General features: G+C 69.8%; 13 protein-coding genes. 9 read left to right on the top strand and 4 right to left on the bottom strand.

Going from position 1 to position 18022, the window contains the following annotated elements:
• Positions 1–8: 8 nt before the first annotated feature.
• Entirely contained in the window at positions 9–677 is a 669-nt protein-coding gene (locus JYA75_RS16595) for a TetR/AcrR family transcriptional regulator (RefSeq protein ID WP_006943771.1), read from the bottom strand.
• Between the two features lie 23 nt (positions 678–700).
• On the opposite strand from JYA75_RS16595, the gene treZ reads away from it, so the two are divergent.
• Positions 701–2512: a malto-oligosyltrehalose trehalohydrolase gene (treZ, locus tag JYA75_RS16590; protein ID WP_203329205.1), complete on the top strand. Its 1812-nt coding sequence runs from the start codon at positions 701–703 to the stop codon at positions 2510–2512.
• Positions 2513–2576: 64 nt separating this feature from the next.
• Here treZ and JYA75_RS16585 read toward each other — a convergent pair whose 3' ends face one another.
• Positions 2577–4082: an MFS transporter gene (locus tag JYA75_RS16585; protein WP_065923452.1), complete on the bottom strand. Its 1506-nt coding sequence runs from the start codon at positions 4080–4082 to the stop codon at positions 2577–2579.
• Between the two features lie 112 nt (positions 4083–4194).
• Between JYA75_RS16585 and JYA75_RS16580 the strand changes: the two genes are divergently transcribed.
• The gene (locus JYA75_RS16580) at positions 4195–4731 is read left to right on the top strand and encodes a TetR/AcrR family transcriptional regulator (protein ID WP_006943765.1); all 537 of its coding nucleotides are present in this window, start codon (positions 4195–4197) and stop codon (positions 4729–4731) included.
• A 135-nt stretch (positions 4732–4866) separates the two neighbouring features.
• Here the strand turns inward: JYA75_RS16580 and ilvA are convergent, their stop codons facing one another.
• A complete protein-coding gene (gene ilvA, locus JYA75_RS16575) occupies positions 4867–6189 on the bottom strand; it encodes a threonine ammonia-lyase IlvA (RefSeq protein WP_065922499.1) in 1323 nt (440 codons plus the stop codon).
• A gap of 115 nt (positions 6190–6304) precedes the next feature.
• A complete protein-coding gene (locus JYA75_RS16570; protein WP_006943762.1) occupies positions 6305–6739 on the bottom strand; it encodes a nitroreductase family deazaflavin-dependent oxidoreductase in 435 nt (144 codons plus the stop codon).
• Between the two features lie 1664 nt (positions 6740–8403).
• Between JYA75_RS16570 and JYA75_RS16565 the strand changes: the two genes are divergently transcribed.
• The 7 genes from JYA75_RS16565 (at position 8404) to JYA75_RS16535 (ending at position 17870) form a co-directional block, all read left to right on the top strand.
• The gene (locus tag JYA75_RS16565) at positions 8404–10077 is read left to right on the top strand and encodes a thiamine pyrophosphate-binding protein (protein ID WP_065922498.1); all 1674 of its coding nucleotides are present in this window, start codon (positions 8404–8406) and stop codon (positions 10075–10077) included.
• A gap of 20 nt (positions 10078–10097) precedes the next feature.
• Entirely contained in the window at positions 10098–10754 is a 657-nt protein-coding gene (locus JYA75_RS16560; RefSeq protein ID WP_006943756.1) for a hypothetical protein, read from the top strand.
• Positions 10755–10756: 2 nt separating this feature from the next.
• Positions 10757–11812 (top strand): ketoacyl-ACP synthase III family protein, encoded by a 1056-nt coding sequence (locus JYA75_RS16555; RefSeq protein ID WP_081637044.1) that lies wholly within the window; start codon positions 10757–10759, stop codon positions 11810–11812.
• Entirely contained in the window at positions 11809–12840 is a 1032-nt protein-coding gene (locus JYA75_RS16550) for an aminotransferase class I/II-fold pyridoxal phosphate-dependent enzyme (RefSeq protein ID WP_006943753.1), read from the top strand. Before JYA75_RS16555 ends, JYA75_RS16550 begins: the two co-directional genes overlap by 4 nt.
• A gap of 10 nt (positions 12841–12850) precedes the next feature.
• Positions 12851–14251 (top strand): cytochrome P450, encoded by a 1401-nt coding sequence (locus JYA75_RS16545; RefSeq protein ID WP_006943751.1) that lies wholly within the window; start codon positions 12851–12853, stop codon positions 14249–14251.
• 253 nt (positions 14252–14504) lie between these two features.
• Positions 14505–16700: an MMPL family transporter gene (locus tag JYA75_RS16540; RefSeq protein WP_044476346.1), complete on the top strand. Its 2196-nt coding sequence runs from the start codon at positions 14505–14507 to the stop codon at positions 16698–16700.
• A gap of 885 nt (positions 16701–17585) precedes the next feature.
• A complete protein-coding gene (locus JYA75_RS16535) occupies positions 17586–17870 on the top strand; it encodes a chorismate mutase (RefSeq protein ID WP_006943743.1) in 285 nt (94 codons plus the stop codon).
• Positions 17871–18022 lie beyond the last annotated feature (152 nt).

Genomic DNA, 18022 nt, shown 5'->3' with positions numbered 1-18022 from the left:
GCACCGGCTCAGCGCAGCAGCGTCGCCCGCAGGGTCGCCGTGAGCCACGCCCGGTACTCGTCCACGTCCCAGCCGCAGTCGCGGCGCAGCAGCGCATGCACCTGCGGAGAACCCAGCGTGTAGAGCACGTGTGCCGCGTGATCGACGCTCACGTCGTCGCGCAGCAGCCCGTGCCGGTGCAGCCCGACCGCGATCGTGCGCGCGTTGTCCGCGGTGGCGCGGGCGTCCTCGTCGGCGAACCGGCGCATGTCCGGGTCCGCGCCCGACGACTCGACCGAGGTCATCAGCAGCCCGCCGGCCCGCTCGAGCAGGTCCGCGCCGTAACGGACCACCTGCTCGACGATGCGTTCGGCGTCCGATCCCGCCGGGCCGGAGGCGACCCGCCCCGGGCGCGAACGCTCGGCCGGAGCCGGATCGTCGCCGGCCGAGTCCGCGGACCCGCCCGCGACCGCGGCGTCGAGCGCCTCCCGGAACAGTTCGGACTTGCCGCCGGGGAACGCCGTGAAGACGGTTCGCACGGCGACCCCGGCCGTCTCCGCGATCTGCTTGACCGTGGTGCTGACGTACCCGCGATCGACGAAGAGCCGGGCGGCAGCGTCGACGACGGTCGCCCGGGTACGGCGCGCGGCCTCCTCGCGCAGCGGCGAACTGTAGGTCCTCTTGGCATGCTGGGACATCGATCTCAGCGTATCAGCATCGGTTGCATCGAAACTGCAACAGATTTCGGAGGCCTGCAGGCGCGACGACGACCGGGCATGCTGGTCGGGTGCATACCTTCGAGGTCTGGGCTCCGACCCCGCAATCCGTCCGGCTCCGCGTCGACGGCACGGACCACCCCATGCGCCGGGACGACGACGGCTGGTGGCGCGCCGAGGTCGACGCCTCCCCCGGTGCCCGCTACGGGTACGTCCTCGACGACGACGAGACCGTGCTGCCCGACCCGCGCTCGCCGCGGCAACCCGACGGCGTGCACGGCCTGTCCCAGCTGCACTCGCTCGACGAGAGCGCCTGGACCGACGCGTCCTGGACCGGTCGGCAACTCGCCGGCGGAGTGGTCTACGAGCTGCACGTGGGCACCTTCACCGATGGTGGCACCTTCGACGCGGCCGTCGACCGCCTCGACGACCTCGTCGAGCTCGGGGTGGACCTCGTCGAGCTGATGCCGGTCAACGCCTACAACGGCACCCGCGGCTGGGGCTACGACGGGGTGCTCTGGTATGCGGTGCACGAGCCGTACGGCGGCCCGGACGGCCTGCAGCGCTTCGTGGACGCCGCCCACGCCCGCGGCCTCGGGGTGATCCTGGACGTGGTCTACAACCATCTCGGACCGTCCGGCAACTACCTGGACCGCTACGGCCCGTACCTGTCCGGCGGGCAGGGCACGTGGGGCGCATCGGTCAACCTCGACGGGCCGGACTCCGGCGAGGTGCGCCGCTACATCCTCGACAATGCCCTGCGGTGGATGCGGGACTTCCATATCGACGGGCTGCGCCTGGACGCGGTGCACGCACTGGTCGACCACACCGCCGTGCACGTGCTCGAGGAACTGGCCGTCGCGACGTACCGGATGTCCGCGCACCTCGGCCGGCCGCTGAGCCTGATCGCCGAGAGCGACCTGAACGATCCGAAGACGATCTCGCCCCGCGCCGCCGGCGGCTACGGCCTGCAGGCGCAGTGGGACGACGACATCCACCACGCCGTGCACGCCGCCGTCTCCGGCGAACGACAGGGCTACTACGGCGATTTCGGTTCGCTCGACTGTCTCGCCCGCACCCTGCGGCACGGGTTCTTCCACGCCGGGACCTATTCGAGCTTCCGCGGGCGCACGCACGGGCGCCCGCTCGACGTCGGGCGCATCCCGGCGAGCGCCCTGCTCGCCTACACGTGCACCCACGACCAGGTGGGCAACCGGGCGATCGGCGACCGGCCCGGTCACTACCTCGACCACGGTCAGCTCGCCGTCAAGGCCGCGCTGGTGCTCACCTCCCCCTTCACGCCGATGTTGTTCATGGGCGAGGAGTGGGACGCGAGTTCACCGTTCCAGTACTTCACCTCCCACCCGGAACCCGAGCTGGCCCGGGCCACCGCCGAGGGACGCCGGCGCGAGTTCTCCGAGCACGGATGGGACGCCGAGGACGTGCCCGACCCTCAGGATCCGGAGACGTTCCGGCGGTCGACCCTGAACTGGGCCGAGCGCGCCGAGCCCGGCCACGCGCGGGTGCTCGACTGCTACCGGCAGCTGCTGGCGCTGCGCCGCGAACGCGCCGAGCTGACCGATCCGTGGCTCGAGCACCTGCACGTCGACTACGACGAGGACGAGCGCTGGATCGTGATGCACCGCGGCGGCCTTCATGTGGCGTGCAACCTCGGGCCCGACCCGGTGACCGTGCCCTTCGGTGGTGCTCCCCGGGTGTGGTGGGAGCCGGTTGTGGTCAACCGGACCGGGTCCGCGACGCTCGTGCCGGGGCACTCGTTCGTCGTGCTCGACTCTGCCGTCACACCGCGGGTCTGAGGCCGCGCAGGGTCACCGCAGGCCGTAGGCCGCGCAGGGTCACCGCAGCCGGAGGCGCACAGGATCACCGCCGGCGGAGCATGCGCAGGGTCAGCGCGGCGGTGGCCGCCAGGATCACCGCCGTGGCGGCCGCGGCCCCGTGCGTGCCGGCGACGAACGCGTCCCGCGCCGACTCGAGCAGGGCCTCGGCCTCCGCCGCCGGGAGTCGTCCGGCCGCGGCCACCGCGCCGCCGAGGGTGTCGAACTCGTGGCCGGAGCTCGGAATCCCGAGCCGGGAACGGTAGACGGCCGTGACGACGCTGCCGAGCACTGCCACCCCCAGCGCGACACCGAGTTCGTACGCCGTCTCCGACACCGCCGACGCGGCGCCGGCCCGGTCCGCCGGGGCGGCCCCGACCACCAGGTCGGTGGTGAGGGTCAGCGCGACGCCGACCCCCACGCCGATGAGGGTGAAGCCGACGACGAACAACCCCGCCCCGTGGGTGGTGCCGAGAGCCAGCAACATCGCCGCACCCACGGCCGCGATGGCCAGAGCACCCGACAGGACGGTCCCGACGGGCAGGCGCCGCACGAGCCATGCCGCTCCGAGCGAGGACAGAGCGCTGGTCGCGGTCCCGGGGAGCATCAGCAGACCCGCCTGTAGTGGTCCGATCCCGAGCACCAGCTGCAGATACTGCGACCCGAAGAACAGCACCCCGGCGAGGGCGAAGATCGCCAGCAGATTCGTCAGTACGGCCGCGGAGAACTCGCGCCGCCGGAACAGAGTGAGATCGAGCAGCGGGTTCTTCGCGACCCGCTGACGGTGCACGAACGCCGCGGCGGCCGTCAGACCGCCGCCCAGCGCGACCAGCGCGGCGGCATGCGGGCCGTGCAGCGCCGTTTCCTTGACCGCGTAGACGATCGGAACCACGGCCAGCAGCGACAGCGCGGCCCCCGGCAGGTCGAAGCGGCCCGGGTGCGGATCCCGCGATTCCGGGACGAGGAACGGCCCGGCGAGGACGAGCACCGCCATGATCGGCAGGTTGATCAGGAAGACCGACCCCCACCAGAAGTGTTCGAGCAGCCAGCCGCCCACGAGCGGGCCGAGCGCGGCGCCGCCGCCGGCCATCGCGCCCCACACGCCGATGGCGACGGTCCGCTCCCGCGGGTCGGTGAACATGTGCCGGATGAGCCCCAGGGTCGCGGGCATGAGGGTGGCGCCGGAGATTCCCTGCAGTGCACGCGCCAGGATCAGCATCTCGGGGCTCACCGCCCACGCCGCGACGGCCGAGGCCGCGGCGAAGCCGACGGCGCCGACCAGCAGGAGCCGGCGACGGCCGACGCGGTCGCCGAGCACGCCCATCGTCACGAGCAGGCCGGCGACGGCGAACGAGTACACGTCGATGATCCACAGCAGCTGCACCCCGCTCGGGGCCAGATCGGCACTGAGGAAGGGCAGGGCGAGGTCGAGAACGGTCGCGTCGACCGCGATCAGCAACACGGCACAGGCGAGTACCACCAGCCCCGCCCAGGTGCGCACACCCGCGGGCGCAGGCCCGGTCCCCGCGTCCGCCGGGCGGAGCCCCGGCATCTGCCCGGTGTTCGTCATCCGTCTTCCCTCCACACTGAACCGTCCAGCCGGTACAGAAATACGGTAGCACCGACCGTCCGGACGGTACAAAGACAATCGGTAGAATCGGCCCATGGCCTCCGACACCCGCGACCGCATCCTCGACGCCCTCGAACGCACCCTCGTCGACGTGGGGGTCGCCCAGGTGACGCTCGAGGGCGTCGCGGCCGCCGCGGGCGTCTCGAAAGGCGGCCTGCTGTACCACTTTCCGACCAAGGAGTCGATGCTCGCCGCGATGGTGCGGCGCCTCGGCGAACGGGGCGACGCCCGGCTCGCCGATGCCGTCGCCGGCGGCACCCCGGTCGCGGAGTGGTATCTCGCCGATCCGGACGAGACCGGCGACGCCGCGGAGATGGCCCTGTTCCGGTCCACGGTGGCGGCGCTGCGCAGTGCCGACGGCCAGCACGACGACGTGCAGCGCGCGGTGGTCGAGGTGATGCGCTCGTGGGACGAGGGCCTGCGCGCCGAGATCGACGATCCCGTCACCGCCGAGATCGTGCGCCTCGTGGGCGACGGCATCTACCTCGGTGCGATGCTCGGCCTCCCGAAGCCCGATCCGGAACTGCACAGACAGGTGGTCGCCCGCCTGCTCGGCTCCGCACACCCCTGATCGCCGGAACCGCCGCCACACCCGCACCGATCGGAATCACCCGGGCGGCGCACGCGGTTCACGGGCGCCGGCACACACCGGACGGGCGGGCCCGGCGGGGACAACACACCTCCCCCGCCGGGAATCCCGTGCGGCTCAGGTGAGATAACGGTAGGCCGGCGAGCCCGGCTCGAGCCGCTGCGCCTCGATCGGCGAGGCCGACATGCGCGCCAGCAGCGGCGACAGGCCGTCCGCCGCCCCGAGTTCGATGCCGACCAGCGCCGCCCCGAATTCCCGGTTGTTGCGCTTGACGTACTCGAACAGCGTGATGTCGTCGTCGGGTCCGAGCACCTCGTCGAGGAACCGCCGCAACGCACCCGGCTCCTGGGGGAAGTCCACCAGGAAGTAGTGCTTGAGGCCGCGGTGCACGAGGGAGCGCTCGATGATTTCCCCGTAGCGGGAGACGTCGTTGTTGCCCCCCGAGATCAGGCACACCACCGTCGAGCCCGGCGCGATGGTCAACCCCTCGAGAGCAGCGACGGACAGCGCGCCCGCGGGCTCGGCGATGATGCCCTCGTTCTGGTACAGATCCAGCATCGCGGTGCACACTGCACCCTCGTCGACCTGGGTCATCCCGAACGGCCCGGTGCCCAGACCGTCGTTGCGGAGCGCCGCGACCAGCGGCAGGTTCGCGTGGGAGACGATCTCGGCGCCGAGCCGGGAGACCACCGCGTACGGCACGTCGCCGACCCGCTTGACGGCGGCACCGTCGACGAACGGATCCACCTCGGGCAGGGTCACCGGTCCGCCCGCGACGAGGGCCGCGGTCATCGACGCCGCGCCGGCCGGTTCCACCCCGACGATGGAGGTGGACGGCGACTTCTCGTGCAGGTACGCCGCGATGCCGGCCAGACAACCGCCACCGCCGACCGGAACCAGCACCAGGTCCGGCGCCGCGGGCAGCTGCTCGAGCACCTCGCGGGCGATGGTCCCCTGCCCCGCCGCGGTGCGCGCGTCGTCGAACGGCGCGACCATCGTCGCGCCGGTACGCGCGACGTCCTCGGCGGCGGCGGCCGCCGCCGCGTCGAACGTGTCGCCCGTGGGGATGAGTTCGACGAAGGCACCGCCGTGCGCACGGATGCGGTCCCGCTTCTGCTTCGGGGTCCGGGTGGGCACGTAGATCCGGCCCATCACCCCCATCGCCCGGCAGGCGTAGGCCACACCCTGCGCGTGATTGCCGGCGCTGGCCGTCACCACACCCGCCTCGCGTTCGGCGGGAGAGAGCTGCGCCATGACGTTGTATGCGCCGCGCAGCTTGTAGGAGCGGACGCGGGTGAGGTCCTCGCGCTTGAGATAGACGTTCGCGCCGGTGAGGACGGAGAGCCGCTCGCTGTGCTCGAGCGGGGTGGGCGCGACCACCGCCGAAATTCGCTCCGCCGCGGCCTCGATGTCGGCCACGCTCAGGGCGGGCAGGTGCATCGGATCGGCGGCTCGCGAGGTAGTGGTCACCTACCTATGCTGCCACTGCCCGCCCGGAACCCCCAACGCGGGTTTCGTCACCCCGCCGGCCACACCCGGCTCCCGCGCTCGCGCGTCAGCGCGGTTCCAGGATCAGGAGCGGGATCTCCCGGTCCGTCTTCTTCTGGTACTCCGCGTAATCGGGGAAGGCCTCGACCGCGCGCCGCCACCACAGATCCTTCTCCTCGCCGTGGACCTCGCGGGCGGTCATGTCCCGGACCGTCGGCCCGTCACGCAGTTCGACGTGCGGGTCCGCCAGGACGTTGTAGTACCAGACCGGATGCTTCGGGGCACCGCCGAGGGAGGCGACCACCGCGTAGACGCCGTCGTGCTCGACCCGCATCAGCGGGGTCTTGCGCAGCTTGCCGGTCCTCGCTCCGCGGCTGGTCAGCACGACGACGGGCCGGCCGTTCAGGGTAGTACCCTCGGTACCGCCGGAACTCTCGTACAGCGCCACCTGGTCGGCGGCCCACTGGGACGGACTCGGTTCGTATTCTCCGGTGAGAGGCATGGCCCCGATTCGACCACGCCCGGCCGCCCCTCGCTGCCAAAACACGGCTCATCTGTCAAACCACCAGCGAAGAAGGGTCGCCAGGCAACCGACGTGCATTCAACGTCTCGACCAGCCGCCGGATCACTGGCTTCGGCTCGGACTCCCGATGCAGCCGCAACGCGCGTTCACGCAGCTGGCTGGGCACTTCCACATTCTCACGTGTATGGGTGCCAGAATATGATTAGCGTGACTAATTATCGGTTACATTGGCAGTTCGGGGCGTGGACACTCGAGAAGGACCGGTCTTGCTGTATTCGCCGAAGCGCGTCTGCCGGCCGGTCGGCCGCGACGATCGCGCCGACGGCAAGACGAAAGGATGCTGGTCCGAGTCCGTCACAACGGTGGCAACGTACTGATCGCATGGAAGCCCAACGGTTTCATTCCGGGGTGTCCGCGCACCGCCGCGCCTACCTGCGCAAAGGATGCAGGTGCGGGCCTCGACCTCACCGACCACGCGGTTGACCGGCGCCGGCGTGGGGCGACAGTCAGCCAGGTCGAACCAGTCCGAGAGGGACTCGAGCAGCCAGGGGTGTCGAGCAGACCGCCGACCAGCAGGACGGGCAGTCCTCCCGCCTCCAACGGTGGGGCCGTAACTCCTCGGACCAGGTTGTGTGACTGCTGCCGCTGCCGAAGGGCACGTGCCTCCTCGTACAGGGGCACGTGCAGCGCGGTGGCGAACCGGTCGGCCGCACGCAACAGATCAACAGCCATGTGATAACTCTTGCGTGGATGACCTCGGTCACTCGACGGGGAAATCCCTCGAACTCGCCGTCCACCCGCTCCGATCGGGGACAACCCGGCGCGTCCGGTCCAGGGTTTCCCCCGTCGCCGGTCACCGTGCCCGTGCCGAATGCTGTTCTACGTCAACCATTCGTGCCGGCGGCTCATCACCCGCCCGGCGCACACTGCGAGGGAGAACACCTTGACCAAGAACGTGTGTCGTGCAGCGGTGGCCGCCCCCAAGGCGATCCATCCCGTCAGGCTCGGCCCGCTTGCTCCCGCATCCGCGTCGATGTTCAGGGTGCCGGTCGTGGGCGGGTCGTGGGCGCGGCACTGTCACGTCGAGCGCCCACCTATCGGGAATCGGCAGGTCAGGTAGTCGACTACTCGTTACCGCCGCAGGACGAAGTGCGAGGCCTTCTGCACGGATGCTCTCCCCAGACCCGATATGGGACTTGCGAGTGCGTCGCAGGATGTGCCGATGAAGTGAGGGCGTCATGACCGAAGACGCAGCGATCGCCGAAGCCACGGGACGGTTCACCTCCGCCCGGCGCCGAAGCGGCTCGCCCGGCAGCGTGTCCGCCGTCGTCCGGTCCGGCCGCTGACTGCACGGTTCGTCCTGTCCCCACCCGTGGCATTTCCTCTCGGGGTAGAGATTTGCAACCTGGGGTGCCTACTGGGGGCAGCGGCGCCGGCACATTGTGGTAGGCGATCAGCTGCGCACCAGGCGGAGCGCAACGATGCAGAGATTCCGGGTAGGCCCGGCGCTCCCGAACCTGACCCCAGCCCCTACGTGTGGGGTCGCCCAAGGGCACCCGTGACGGTGACCCGATCGGGCCAGACCTCACCACATCGGGAAGCGACAAGAAGAGCAGGGACCGAAGTCCCGGGAGGAGCACGGCATGGTAACGAGCGGTCGAAGTCATGGACGCGAACAGCGGCGGGTCGTCGACTACCTGGTCGATGCGGTGGCCGCGCTGGGCGTGCGGAACATCTTCGGGGTGGACGGCGCCAACATCGAGGACCTCTACGACGCGGTCTTCGATGCCGACGTGGATGTGACCGGGGTGGTTGCCAAGCACGAGTTCTCCGCGGCCACCATGGCCGACGGGTACGCACGCTCGTCGAGTGGGCTCGGTGTTGTCGCCGCCACCTCGGGTGGTGGCGCGATGAACCTGGTCGCCGGACTGGCCGAGTCCTACACCTCGCGGGTGCCGGTGCTGGCCCTGGTCGGTCAGCCACCGACCACGTTGGAGGGCGGCGGGGCGTTCCAGGATTCCAGCGGCCGGGCGGGTTCGATCGACGCTGCGCGGTTGTTCTTCGAGATCTCCCGCTACTGCGCGCGGGTCGAGCGGCCCGAGGACATCGCCGAGCACCTGGAGCGGGCGGTGTCCGCGGCGCTGTGCGGTGGGCCTGCGGTATTGCTGTTGCCCAAGGATGTTCAGCAGGCCACCGTTACGGGGCCCCGGTTCACCCCGCCGACCCGCCGGGTGGTTCGCGATCACATCGGGCTGGCCCGGGTCGCCGAGATGATCGCCGCGGCCCGGCGGACCGGCAAGATCGTGCTCATCGTCGGCGATCAGGTGGCGCGCAACGATGCCCGCGCGCAGGTGCGGGCGTTGGCCGTCGCGTTGGACGCGGCGGTCGGGGTGGCACCGGATGCGAAGGATTGCTACGCCGCCGACGAGCATGGATTCTGCGGTGTGGCAGGCATAATGGGCCACGCCGAACTCGTCGACGCCGTGCAGCAGGCGGCGTTGTGCCTGCTGGTGGGCACCCGGATGCCGATGACCGCACGAGCCGGGCTCGACGGTGCGCTGGCCGGAGTGCCGGTGGCCAGCATCGGCGCCGAACCACCCTATGCGCCCACGGTGCACGCGGTGAGCATGGACCTCGGGTCGACACTGGACGAGCTCACGGCGCTGTTCGACGTCGACGGCGTACCGGAACCGGCAGGCCCGCAGGCCCTGACGACGCTGGAGGTACCCGACTCCTCGGGGCCGGGGCTGCGCTACCGCGAGGCCGTGGAGGCGATCACAGCGATGCTGCCGGCGGGAGCGGACGTGTTCGCCGACGCCGGGAACACGGGCGCATCGGTGGTGCATCATCTTTCGGTGCCCCGCGGCGGGCGGTTCGTGGTCGCCCTCGGGATGGGCGGCATGGGCTACAGCTTCGGCGCGGGGATCGGCTCGGCGTTCGCGCGGAACAGAAGGACGTTCGTGATCGCCGGGGACGGCGCGTTCTTCATGCACGGCCTGGAGATGCACACCGCGATCGAGCACGACCTGCCGGTGACATTCATCGTGTTCAACAACAACGCGCACGCGATGTGCGTGACCCGCGAGCAACTGTTCTACCGCGATCGATACAGCTTCAACCGATTCCGGCCGGCCCTGCTCGGCGAGGGGATCGCGGCGATGTTCCCGACGCTGCCGGCATTCGCCGCGCGAAGTGTCGGCGAGCTGACCGACGCGCTGGCACGCAGCGCGCACACCGAAGGGCCGTCGTTCGTAGCGGTGGACTGCGATCCCGACGAGATACCACCGTTCCTGCCGTTCCTGACCAGCCCCCGATAAAGAACCGAAGGAGAGAAATCGTGACCATCAGTCTTCCCGCTCTGAGCGACATCGCCGAGGATCTGATCCCGGGTGTGCTGCGGATCGAAAATTCCGACAAGGAGGCCACCACACCGATCATCGTGGACATGCTGCGGTCGGTGTACCCGCACGACCAGGTGTTCGGTCAGTTCTGCCCGGTCAACGCCTACATCGCGGCGCCGCCGCGTGAGGTGTACGAGTACCTTGCGGACACCCGGTGTCTGGAGGAGTGGACCTACAGCCTGCGCGGGTTCACCGAGACCGACGAGCCCGGGCTGTGGCTCTCCTACGACCGACTCGGCGACCAGACGAAATGCTATGTGCGCACCGTCGCGAACCCCGACGCGATGACGGTGGACTACCACTGCGCGTGGGACCAGGGCCGACACCTGTGGATGATCTATCTGATGCGGGTGGTCGACGCGCAGGTGGTGCTCAACAAGCCCGGATCGGTGGTGCTGTGGACCAACTGCCGCCACCCGTTCTACGACGAGAACCCTTACCCGGAGACGGCACCGGCGAACCGCCCGGTGTGGGTCGGCGACTTCTGGGACATGTTCTCCGCCGGACATCAGTTGGAGATGGACAACCTCAAGGCCATCTGCGAGTACCGCGCCACCCACGGTCTGCCGATCAAGCCGGAATGGATGAAATGAGCATGACAGTGCACGCACCGATGACAGCGGCCCGGCCCACGGTCAGCCTGGTCGACGTCGCCAGCTATCTACCGGAGAATCGGGTTCCCACCGAATATTTCACTCAGTTCTCCCGCTCGGACCGGATGGCGAAGAACGTCATGTTCCGCTCGCCGAAGTATCGGCACCACGTGGCCCGTGACGAGACTGCGGTGGACATGGTGGAGCGGGCGGTGGCCCCGCTGATCGACAGGCACGGCGCGGACACGATTTCGAACGTGGATGTGCTGCTCACCCACACCCAGCTGCCCGACAACCCGGTGCTCGGCTGCGGCCCGGAGGTGGCCCGCCGGTTGGGATTGCGCCCGGACTGGGTGATCGACGTGCACAACGGCGGCTGCGCGTCGTTCGTGCACATGATGGCGCTGGCCCGGACCATCCTGCAGAACTCCGATGCGACCACGGCGCTGGTCGCCACGACCCAGAACAGTGCGGGACAGGTCTTCACCCAGAGCGAGATCCGAGGGTTGGCGCATGCCTCGGTCCCCGGCGACGGCTGCGGGGTCGGCCTGTTGACCAAATCCGACGACGCCCCGATCCTGGGCATCGAATGCCGCACCTATCCGGAGTTCGGTGGGGACATGACCTTCGAGGGAGTTCCGGTCTCCGATCGCAAGTACTGGGAGCCGGGCCTCGGGCAGGTCTGCGTGGGGTTCACCGAGTCCAAGATCACCAAGGTGTTCGCCCGCGGCAACCGGCTGGTGCCGGAGGTGGCGCTGGCGGTCTGCGATCGGATCGGCGTGCAATCCGCCGAGGTCGACACCTTCGTCACCAACCAACCCAACCGGCTGTTCCTGCGGAACTGGCGCGAGGCCATGCAGCTGACCCCGGAGCAGCACCCGGACACCTTCGACGAGTGCGGAAACCTTTTCGGCGCCGGCATTCCGGTGACGCTGGATACCGCCAACCGGGACGGGCGCATCGGCAACGGGTCACTGGTGGTGCTGGCCGGATTCGCCCACGCCGGCGACTTCGCCGGTGCGGCCGCCGTCCGATGGGGAGCGGGGCCGACGCCATGACCGGCGAGATCGCGGAGGCGACGACACCGTCGGCGGGGAGCGGCGTGACCAGGCCGATGCCCCACTTCGAGCTCGGGCTGAGCGAGAACCCGTTCCCGCCGTTGCCGTCGGTGCTGGCGGCGCTGTACGAACAGATGGCCCGGGCGAATCGATATCCGGAGTTTCTGCCGCAGCGGCTTCCCCGGATCATCGCCGACCGGGTCGGTGTGGACCCGGAGCAGGTGGCGGTCGGTTCGGGCGCGACGGGGGTGGCGATGCAGATCATGCAGGCCGTGCTGCGAAGCGGCGAAACCATGGTGTTCGCGAACCCGACGTTCGACGGTTATCCGATCATGGCCGACATGTTGGGCGTGGAAGCGGTGGCGGTGCCGCTCGATCATGGTGGTCGCCAGGATCTGTGTGCGATGGGCGAGGCGGTCGACGACCGGACCGGGCTGGTGGTGGTGTGCCGGCCGCACAACCCCACCGGCACCCTGGTCTCCGCGGCCGACCTGGAGGTGTTCCTGTCCTCGATTCCGCCGCAGGTGGTGGTGATCCTCGACGAGGCCTACGTCGAGTTCATCGACGCCGCCGACGCGGTCGATGTGCTCGGCCTCATTCGCCGCTACCCCAATATTCTGGTGCTGCGGACGTTTTCGAAGGCATTCGGGCTGGCCGGGCTGCGCATCGGGTACGTATTCGGAGGGCGGGAGCTGGTGGCGCGGGTGCGGCGCCGGCAGCTGCCGTTCGGGATGAGTTGCGCGGCGGTGGCGGCGGTGACCGCCTCCTATGCGGCGGAGGACGAACTGCGGGACCGGGTCGCGCGGATCACCGCCGAACGCGAACTCTTGTGGGTGGCGTTGCGGCAGAACGGGGTGCATGTTCCCCGCAGCCATGCCAACTTCCTCTACCTGAACGGGTCGCGCATCGCACCGGCGCTGCAGCGCGCCGGCATCGTGGCAAAACCCTACGCCGACGGCAGCGCCCGCATCGCGGTGGGCGATCCCGCCGCCGGCCGCGCGGTGCTGCGGGCACTGCAGGCGATCTGAGGGCCGCGGTATGTCGACGATGTTGCCGCGTGCCTCGCAGTTACGTGCGGCCGGGCGCGGTGCTGTTCGCACGCTCACCGCCGGGGCCGATCCCGATCGCTATTTTCGGTGGCGGCGCGACCGCGACGGTGACCCGTTCGAGGTCCGGTTTCCCGGCTTCACGCCGATCCTGTTCACCGGACATCCCGAGGGTGCCCGAGATATCTTCCGTGCGCCCGTCGATCTGGTCGAGCCCCCGACACCGAATCCGATCGCGCCGCTGGTCGGGGACGCGTCGCTGATCTTGATATCCGGAGAGCGGCACCGCCGGGAACGGAAATTGTTGACACCACCGTTCCACGGGGAGCGGATGCGGGCATACGGCGAGATCATCCGCGATTCGACCCTCGATGAGATCGCCGACTGGACTCCGGGACGCATCGTCGACTCGCGGTCTGCCCTTCGGGCCATCACCCTGCGCGTGATCCTGGAGGCGGTGTTCGGGCTCACCGGCACCGAACGCCCGGCCGAATACATCCGGGTGGTCGCCGATTTCCTCGCCGCCTACACCGGCCCGCTGATGTTGGTTCCACCGCTGCGCCGCGGTGTGTTCGGACACGCGCCCTGGGATCGGTTCGTCCGCGCCCGCGACGAATTCGATGCGTTGCTGACCGAGGACATCGAGCGCCGGCGCGCGGAGCCCGAGGACGGCCGGGTGGACATCCTGAGCATGCTGCTCGCCGCGACCTACGAAGACGGGTCGCGGATCGACGACGGCGAACTGCGCGAGGAACTCCGCACATTGCTGGTGGCCGGGCACGAGACCACCGCGACCTCGGTGTGCTGGGCGTTGTTCCATCTGCACCGCCACCCTGAGGTCCGCGAGCGGGTGATAGCCGAGGTGCGGGACCTGGGCGCGACGGCGGCGCCCGAGGACCTCGCTCGGTTGCCGTACCTGGACGCGGTGTGCCACGAGACGCTGCGGTTACACCCGCCGGTGCCGATCGTGCTGCGCCGGCTGACCGGGCCGCTGCACGTGCGCGGCGTCCCGGTAGCCGCGGGCGCAACGGTCGGTATCGCCCTGCCGCTCCTGCATTCGCATCCGGATGTCTGGGAACGACCCGACCGGTTCGATCCGGAGCGTTTCGTCGGGCGGCACTACAGTCCGTTCGAATTCGCGCCGTACGGCGGCGCGCATCGACGGTGCATCGGGTTCGCCCTGGCGGAGTACGAGATGCCGATCGTGCTGGCGACCATCCTGTCGCGGGTCCGGCTGGCTCTGCCGGAGCGGGCCCTACGCCGGCCGCCGCCGGTGTCGGTCCCACACAACATCGCGACCGGGCCGCGAAGGCCGATCATGTTCGAAGTGTTGGGCCCGCGGCACCAGGACGACCGTTCGGACGGGTCGTCGGTCCCGCACGGTCCGGGGTGATGTCGAGCGCGGCGGCGCCCGGTGTTCCGGGCGGGGATGAATCCGATTGCCGACGATCGAGAGCAGGATCGAGATGAGCACCACCACCGACGGCTACCCGGCCGGGCCCGGGTCGCAACGCCCTCGCCATGGTGCAGACTGCGGCGCTCACGGCGGCGCCGGTAAACGCGACGACGAGCCGCGACACGCGGCATCGGAGGAACAACAGCTCACCACCGCGCATGGCAAACGATCGCGAAGGAGCGACGACGTCATGGTGACACGGCTCGCCACCCTCATCGTCGACCGTCCCCGCCGGGTTCTCGCCGGCGCCCTGGCCTTCCTGGTGCTCGCCGGTGTGTTCGGCACGGGTGTCTCCGCCGAGCTGAAGGTCGGCGGTTTCGACGACCCCGGCTCGGAATCGTCTCTGGCCGAGGCCTTCCTCGACGAGCGCTTCGGCGGCTCCACACCCAACCTGGTGTTGCAGGTCACCGCCCGCGCCGGCGATGTGAACAGCCCCGAGGTGATGGCCGCGGCGCAGCGGCTCGAGCGGCGGATCGCGGCGGAGCCGGAGGTGACCGAGGTCGGCTCCTACTGGACCACGCGGCTGCCGGATCTGCGCAGCACCGACGGCCGGTCCGGGCTGGTGCTGCTGCACGTCGGCGGCACCGCGGAACAGGCCGCCCGGCACACCACGACGATCCTCGCGGAGCTGCCCGAGGACCCGGCGGTGCGGGTGGCGGCCGGGGGCAAGCTGGGGCTGACCGACGCCCTCGAGACCCACGTGGCGCAGGACCTGAAGCTGGCCGAATCGATCGCGCTGCCCGCGACGCTGCTGCTGCTGATCATCGTGTTCGGCAGCGTGGTGGCCGCGCTGCTGCCGCTGAGCCTGGGCGTGGCCTCGATTCTGGCGACGATGCTGGTGCTGTTCGTGCTGGCCCAGGTCACCGACGTGTCCGTCTACGCGCTGACCGTGGCCACGGCATTCGGGCTCGGCCTCGCCATCGACTTCGGGCTGCTGCTGGTGTCCCGGTTCCGCGAGGAGCGGGCCGCCGGGCATCCACCACGGGAAGCGGTGATCGAGTCGGTCGCGACGGCCGGCCGCACCATCTTGTTCAGCGCGGCCACCGTGACGGTGGCGATGGGCGGGATGCTCGTGTTCCCCATCTACTTCCTGCGGTCGGTCGGGTTCGCGGCGATGGCGGTGGTGGTGACGGCGGCCGTGAGCGCAGTGGTGGTGCTGCCGGCGATTCTGGCACTGCTCGGTGGGCGAATCGACTCGTTGGCGGTGCGGCGCCGACGCGACCGGCTGGCGGCGGATTCGCCGTTCTGGCGTCGCACCGCGGCGGCGGTGACGCGCCGACCGGTGCGCGCCGCGCTGCCGGTGCTGATGCTGTTGCTACTGATGGGCCTTCCGGTCCTGCACGCCCGGTTCGCGACCCCGGACGAGCGAGCGCTGCCGGTCGATTCGGCCGCGCGTCAGGTCACCACCGCGATCCGGGACGACTATGCCGCCGACAGCTCGGACGCGGCGATCTTGGTGGCGCGCAACGACGCGGCGGCGCTCGAGCGGGTGGCCCGCGAGGTGTCCGCGCTCGACGAGGTGGCCCGGGTGGACGGCGCCTTCGGCCGCTACCAACACGGGATGCTGGTGGCCGGTCCGGGACCGCAGAGCGCGCGCTTCACCGCCGACGATGCCGGGTACGTGCTGGTCGAACCGACGGTGGACGCGCAATCGGAACCGGCCCAGGACCTGGTGCACGAGATCCGGGCGCTGCCGGCGGTGGCCGAGAACCGCGTTGCCGTCGGCGGCCCGACGGCGACGCTGATCGACAGCAATTCCGCGATCGCCGGCCGTCTGCCGTCGGCACTCGCACTGCTGGCCGTGTCGACCTTCGTGCTGTTGTTCCTATTCACCGGAAGCATGATCGTGCCGATCAAGGCGCTGCTGCTCAACGTGTTCGTGCTCATCGCGGTGATCGGCGCGATGGTGTGGCTGTTCCAGGACGGGCACCTGGCCGCGATCACCGGCGTGACGCCCGCACCGCTGAACATCGGCATGGTGGTGCTGCTGTGCTGCATCGCGTTCAGCCTGTCGGTGGACTACGAGATCTTCCTGCTCAGCCGGATCAAGGAGGCGCGCGACGGCGGGGCGGACACCACCGAGGCGACCATCGAGGGCCTGGGGCGCGTCGGGCGGATCGTGAGCAGCGCGGCCGCCCTGCTCACCGTGACCTTGCTGTCCTTCTCGACCGGACTGTCGTTCATGCAGATGTTCGGGATCGGCACTGCGCTCGCCGTACTGATGGACGCCACACTGGTGCGCGGTGTGCTGGTGCCGGCGTTCATGCGGGTGGCCGGCGAGTTCAACTGGTGGGCACCGGGACCGCTGCGCCGACTGCACGCGCGGATCGGGGTGCGCGAGTCCCCGAGGTCGTCCGCTCCCGCAGGGTCGCGGCCAGGCAGCTGAACGTTCGGGTCGGCTGCGGCGTGCACGGGCTGCGCCACCAGCGGGGACTGTCCAGCGGCAGCGTGCCGAACAGCGTCCCCATCACGATGGTCCAGGCTGTCCCTGTGCCGCCGCGGGATTTCGCAGGCCGGGCACGCGAGCTGGGAGGACAGCGCGGTGGCGACCTGGTGTTCGACCACGGTGTCCTGCACCGCGGCGAACAGGTGCTCGGCCCAAACATCGCGGTCGAGGGTTTTCCCCGTCGCCGGTCACCGTGCCCATGCCGAATGATGTTCTCCACGTCAACCACTCGTGCCGGGTGCAACACCCGCCGAAACACACCACGAGAAGAACACCTTGAACAAGAAAGTGTTTCGCGCAGCGATGGCCGTTCCCGAGGCGATCCATCCCGTCAGGCTCGGCCCGCTTGCTCCCGCATCCGCGCCGTTGTTCAGCGTGCCGGTCGTGGGCGCCGTCCCGCCCGACGTGGCGAGGTTGCCGCGGAAACAAGAGTCGGCTACTCGTTACCGCCACGCGGTGAAGTGCGACGGCTTCGTCAAGGATGCTCTCCTCATACCCGATATGAGACCGGCAAGTACGTCGCAGAATGCGCCGATGAAGCGAGGCCTTCATGATCGAGGACGCAGCGATCACCGAAGCCACGAGACGGTTCACCCCCGGCTCGTCGCCGAACAGGCTCGCCCGGCAACGTGCCCGCCATCGCCCGGTCCGGCCGCCGACTGCACGATCCGTCCCGTCCCCACCCGTGACCCTTTCCCTCGGTGTGGAGATTTGCAGCCGTCGGTACTTCGTGGAATCCATAGTGTCGGTCTCGGTTCCACGGTGAACCGCCGACAACCACCGACAACCACCGACCTGATACGCGATAGTTGCCAGGAGCTGGAGATGAACCCACTTGCGTTCCCCCAATCGGACGAGCGATCGATCACAATCGAGTTCGACGAGCTGCACAACGAGATCGACCACATCGACGCGGAAATTCTCGCGGCGGTCGTCCGGCGCACGGAACTCTCTCGGAGAGTTGCCGCGGTCGAGCGGGCCTGCGGCGTCACCGGCACCCCGTACAAGCGCGACCTCGCGGTGATCCACCGCTTCGGAGTGCTCGGTAAGGAAGGTCACTCGCTCGGCAGCCTGCTGATCCGGCTGGCGCATCCGCGCAACCACCGCTGAACTTGCCACCCCAAACCCGACAAGAGGAGGACTTCCGATGAGAAACATCCGACTCAGAAACATCCGACGTGCCGGGTCGGTGGCAGCGGCAGCGGCGCTCGGTCTGCTGGCAGTCGGCACTGCGTCCGCGACCCCGCCGGTCGCCACACCCG

Source organism: Rhodococcus sp. PSBB066 (genome assembly GCF_017068255.1).
In the GTDB taxonomy this organism is placed as follows: domain Bacteria; phylum Actinomycetota; class Actinomycetes; order Mycobacteriales; family Mycobacteriaceae; genus Rhodococcus; species Rhodococcus aetherivorans.
The sequence above is the reverse complement of the archived record's forward strand: the minus strand, read 5'-3'. Positions and strand labels throughout refer to the sequence as shown.

What these genes read in the sequence shown, in the direction of transcription:
- JYA75_RS16595 (WP_006943771.1), bottom strand. Translation starts at nt 677, where the DNA reads ATGTCCCAGCATGCCAAGAGGACCTACAGTTCGCCGCTGCGCGAGGAG.
- JYA75_RS16585 (WP_065923452.1), bottom strand. Translation starts at nt 4,082, where the DNA reads ATGCCGGGGCTCCGCCCGGCGGACGCGGGGACCGGGCCTGCGCCCGCG.
- JYA75_RS16580 (WP_006943765.1), top strand. Translation starts at nt 4,195, where the DNA reads ATGGCCTCCGACACCCGCGACCGCATCCTCGACGCCCTCGAACGCACC.
- ilvA (WP_065922499.1), bottom strand. Translation starts at nt 6,189, where the DNA reads ATGCACCTGCCCGCCCTGAGCGTGGCCGACATCGAGGCCGCGGCGGAG.
- JYA75_RS16570 (WP_006943762.1), bottom strand. Translation starts at nt 6,739, where the DNA reads ATGCCTCTCACCGGAGAATACGAACCGAGTCCGTCCCAGTGGGCCGCC.
- JYA75_RS16565 (WP_065922498.1), top strand. Translation starts at nt 8,404, where the DNA reads ATGGTAACGAGCGGTCGAAGTCATGGACGCGAACAGCGGCGGGTCGTC.
- JYA75_RS16555 (WP_081637044.1), top strand. Translation starts at nt 10,757, where the DNA reads ATGACAGTGCACGCACCGATGACAGCGGCCCGGCCCACGGTCAGCCTG.
- JYA75_RS16550 (WP_006943753.1), top strand. Translation starts at nt 11,809, where the DNA reads ATGACCGGCGAGATCGCGGAGGCGACGACACCGTCGGCGGGGAGCGGC.
- JYA75_RS16545 (WP_006943751.1), top strand. Translation starts at nt 12,851, where the DNA reads ATGTCGACGATGTTGCCGCGTGCCTCGCAGTTACGTGCGGCCGGGCGC.
- JYA75_RS16540 (WP_044476346.1), top strand. Translation starts at nt 14,505, where the DNA reads ATGGTGACACGGCTCGCCACCCTCATCGTCGACCGTCCCCGCCGGGTT.
- JYA75_RS16535 (WP_006943743.1), top strand. Translation starts at nt 17,586, where the DNA reads ATGAACCCACTTGCGTTCCCCCAATCGGACGAGCGATCGATCACAATC.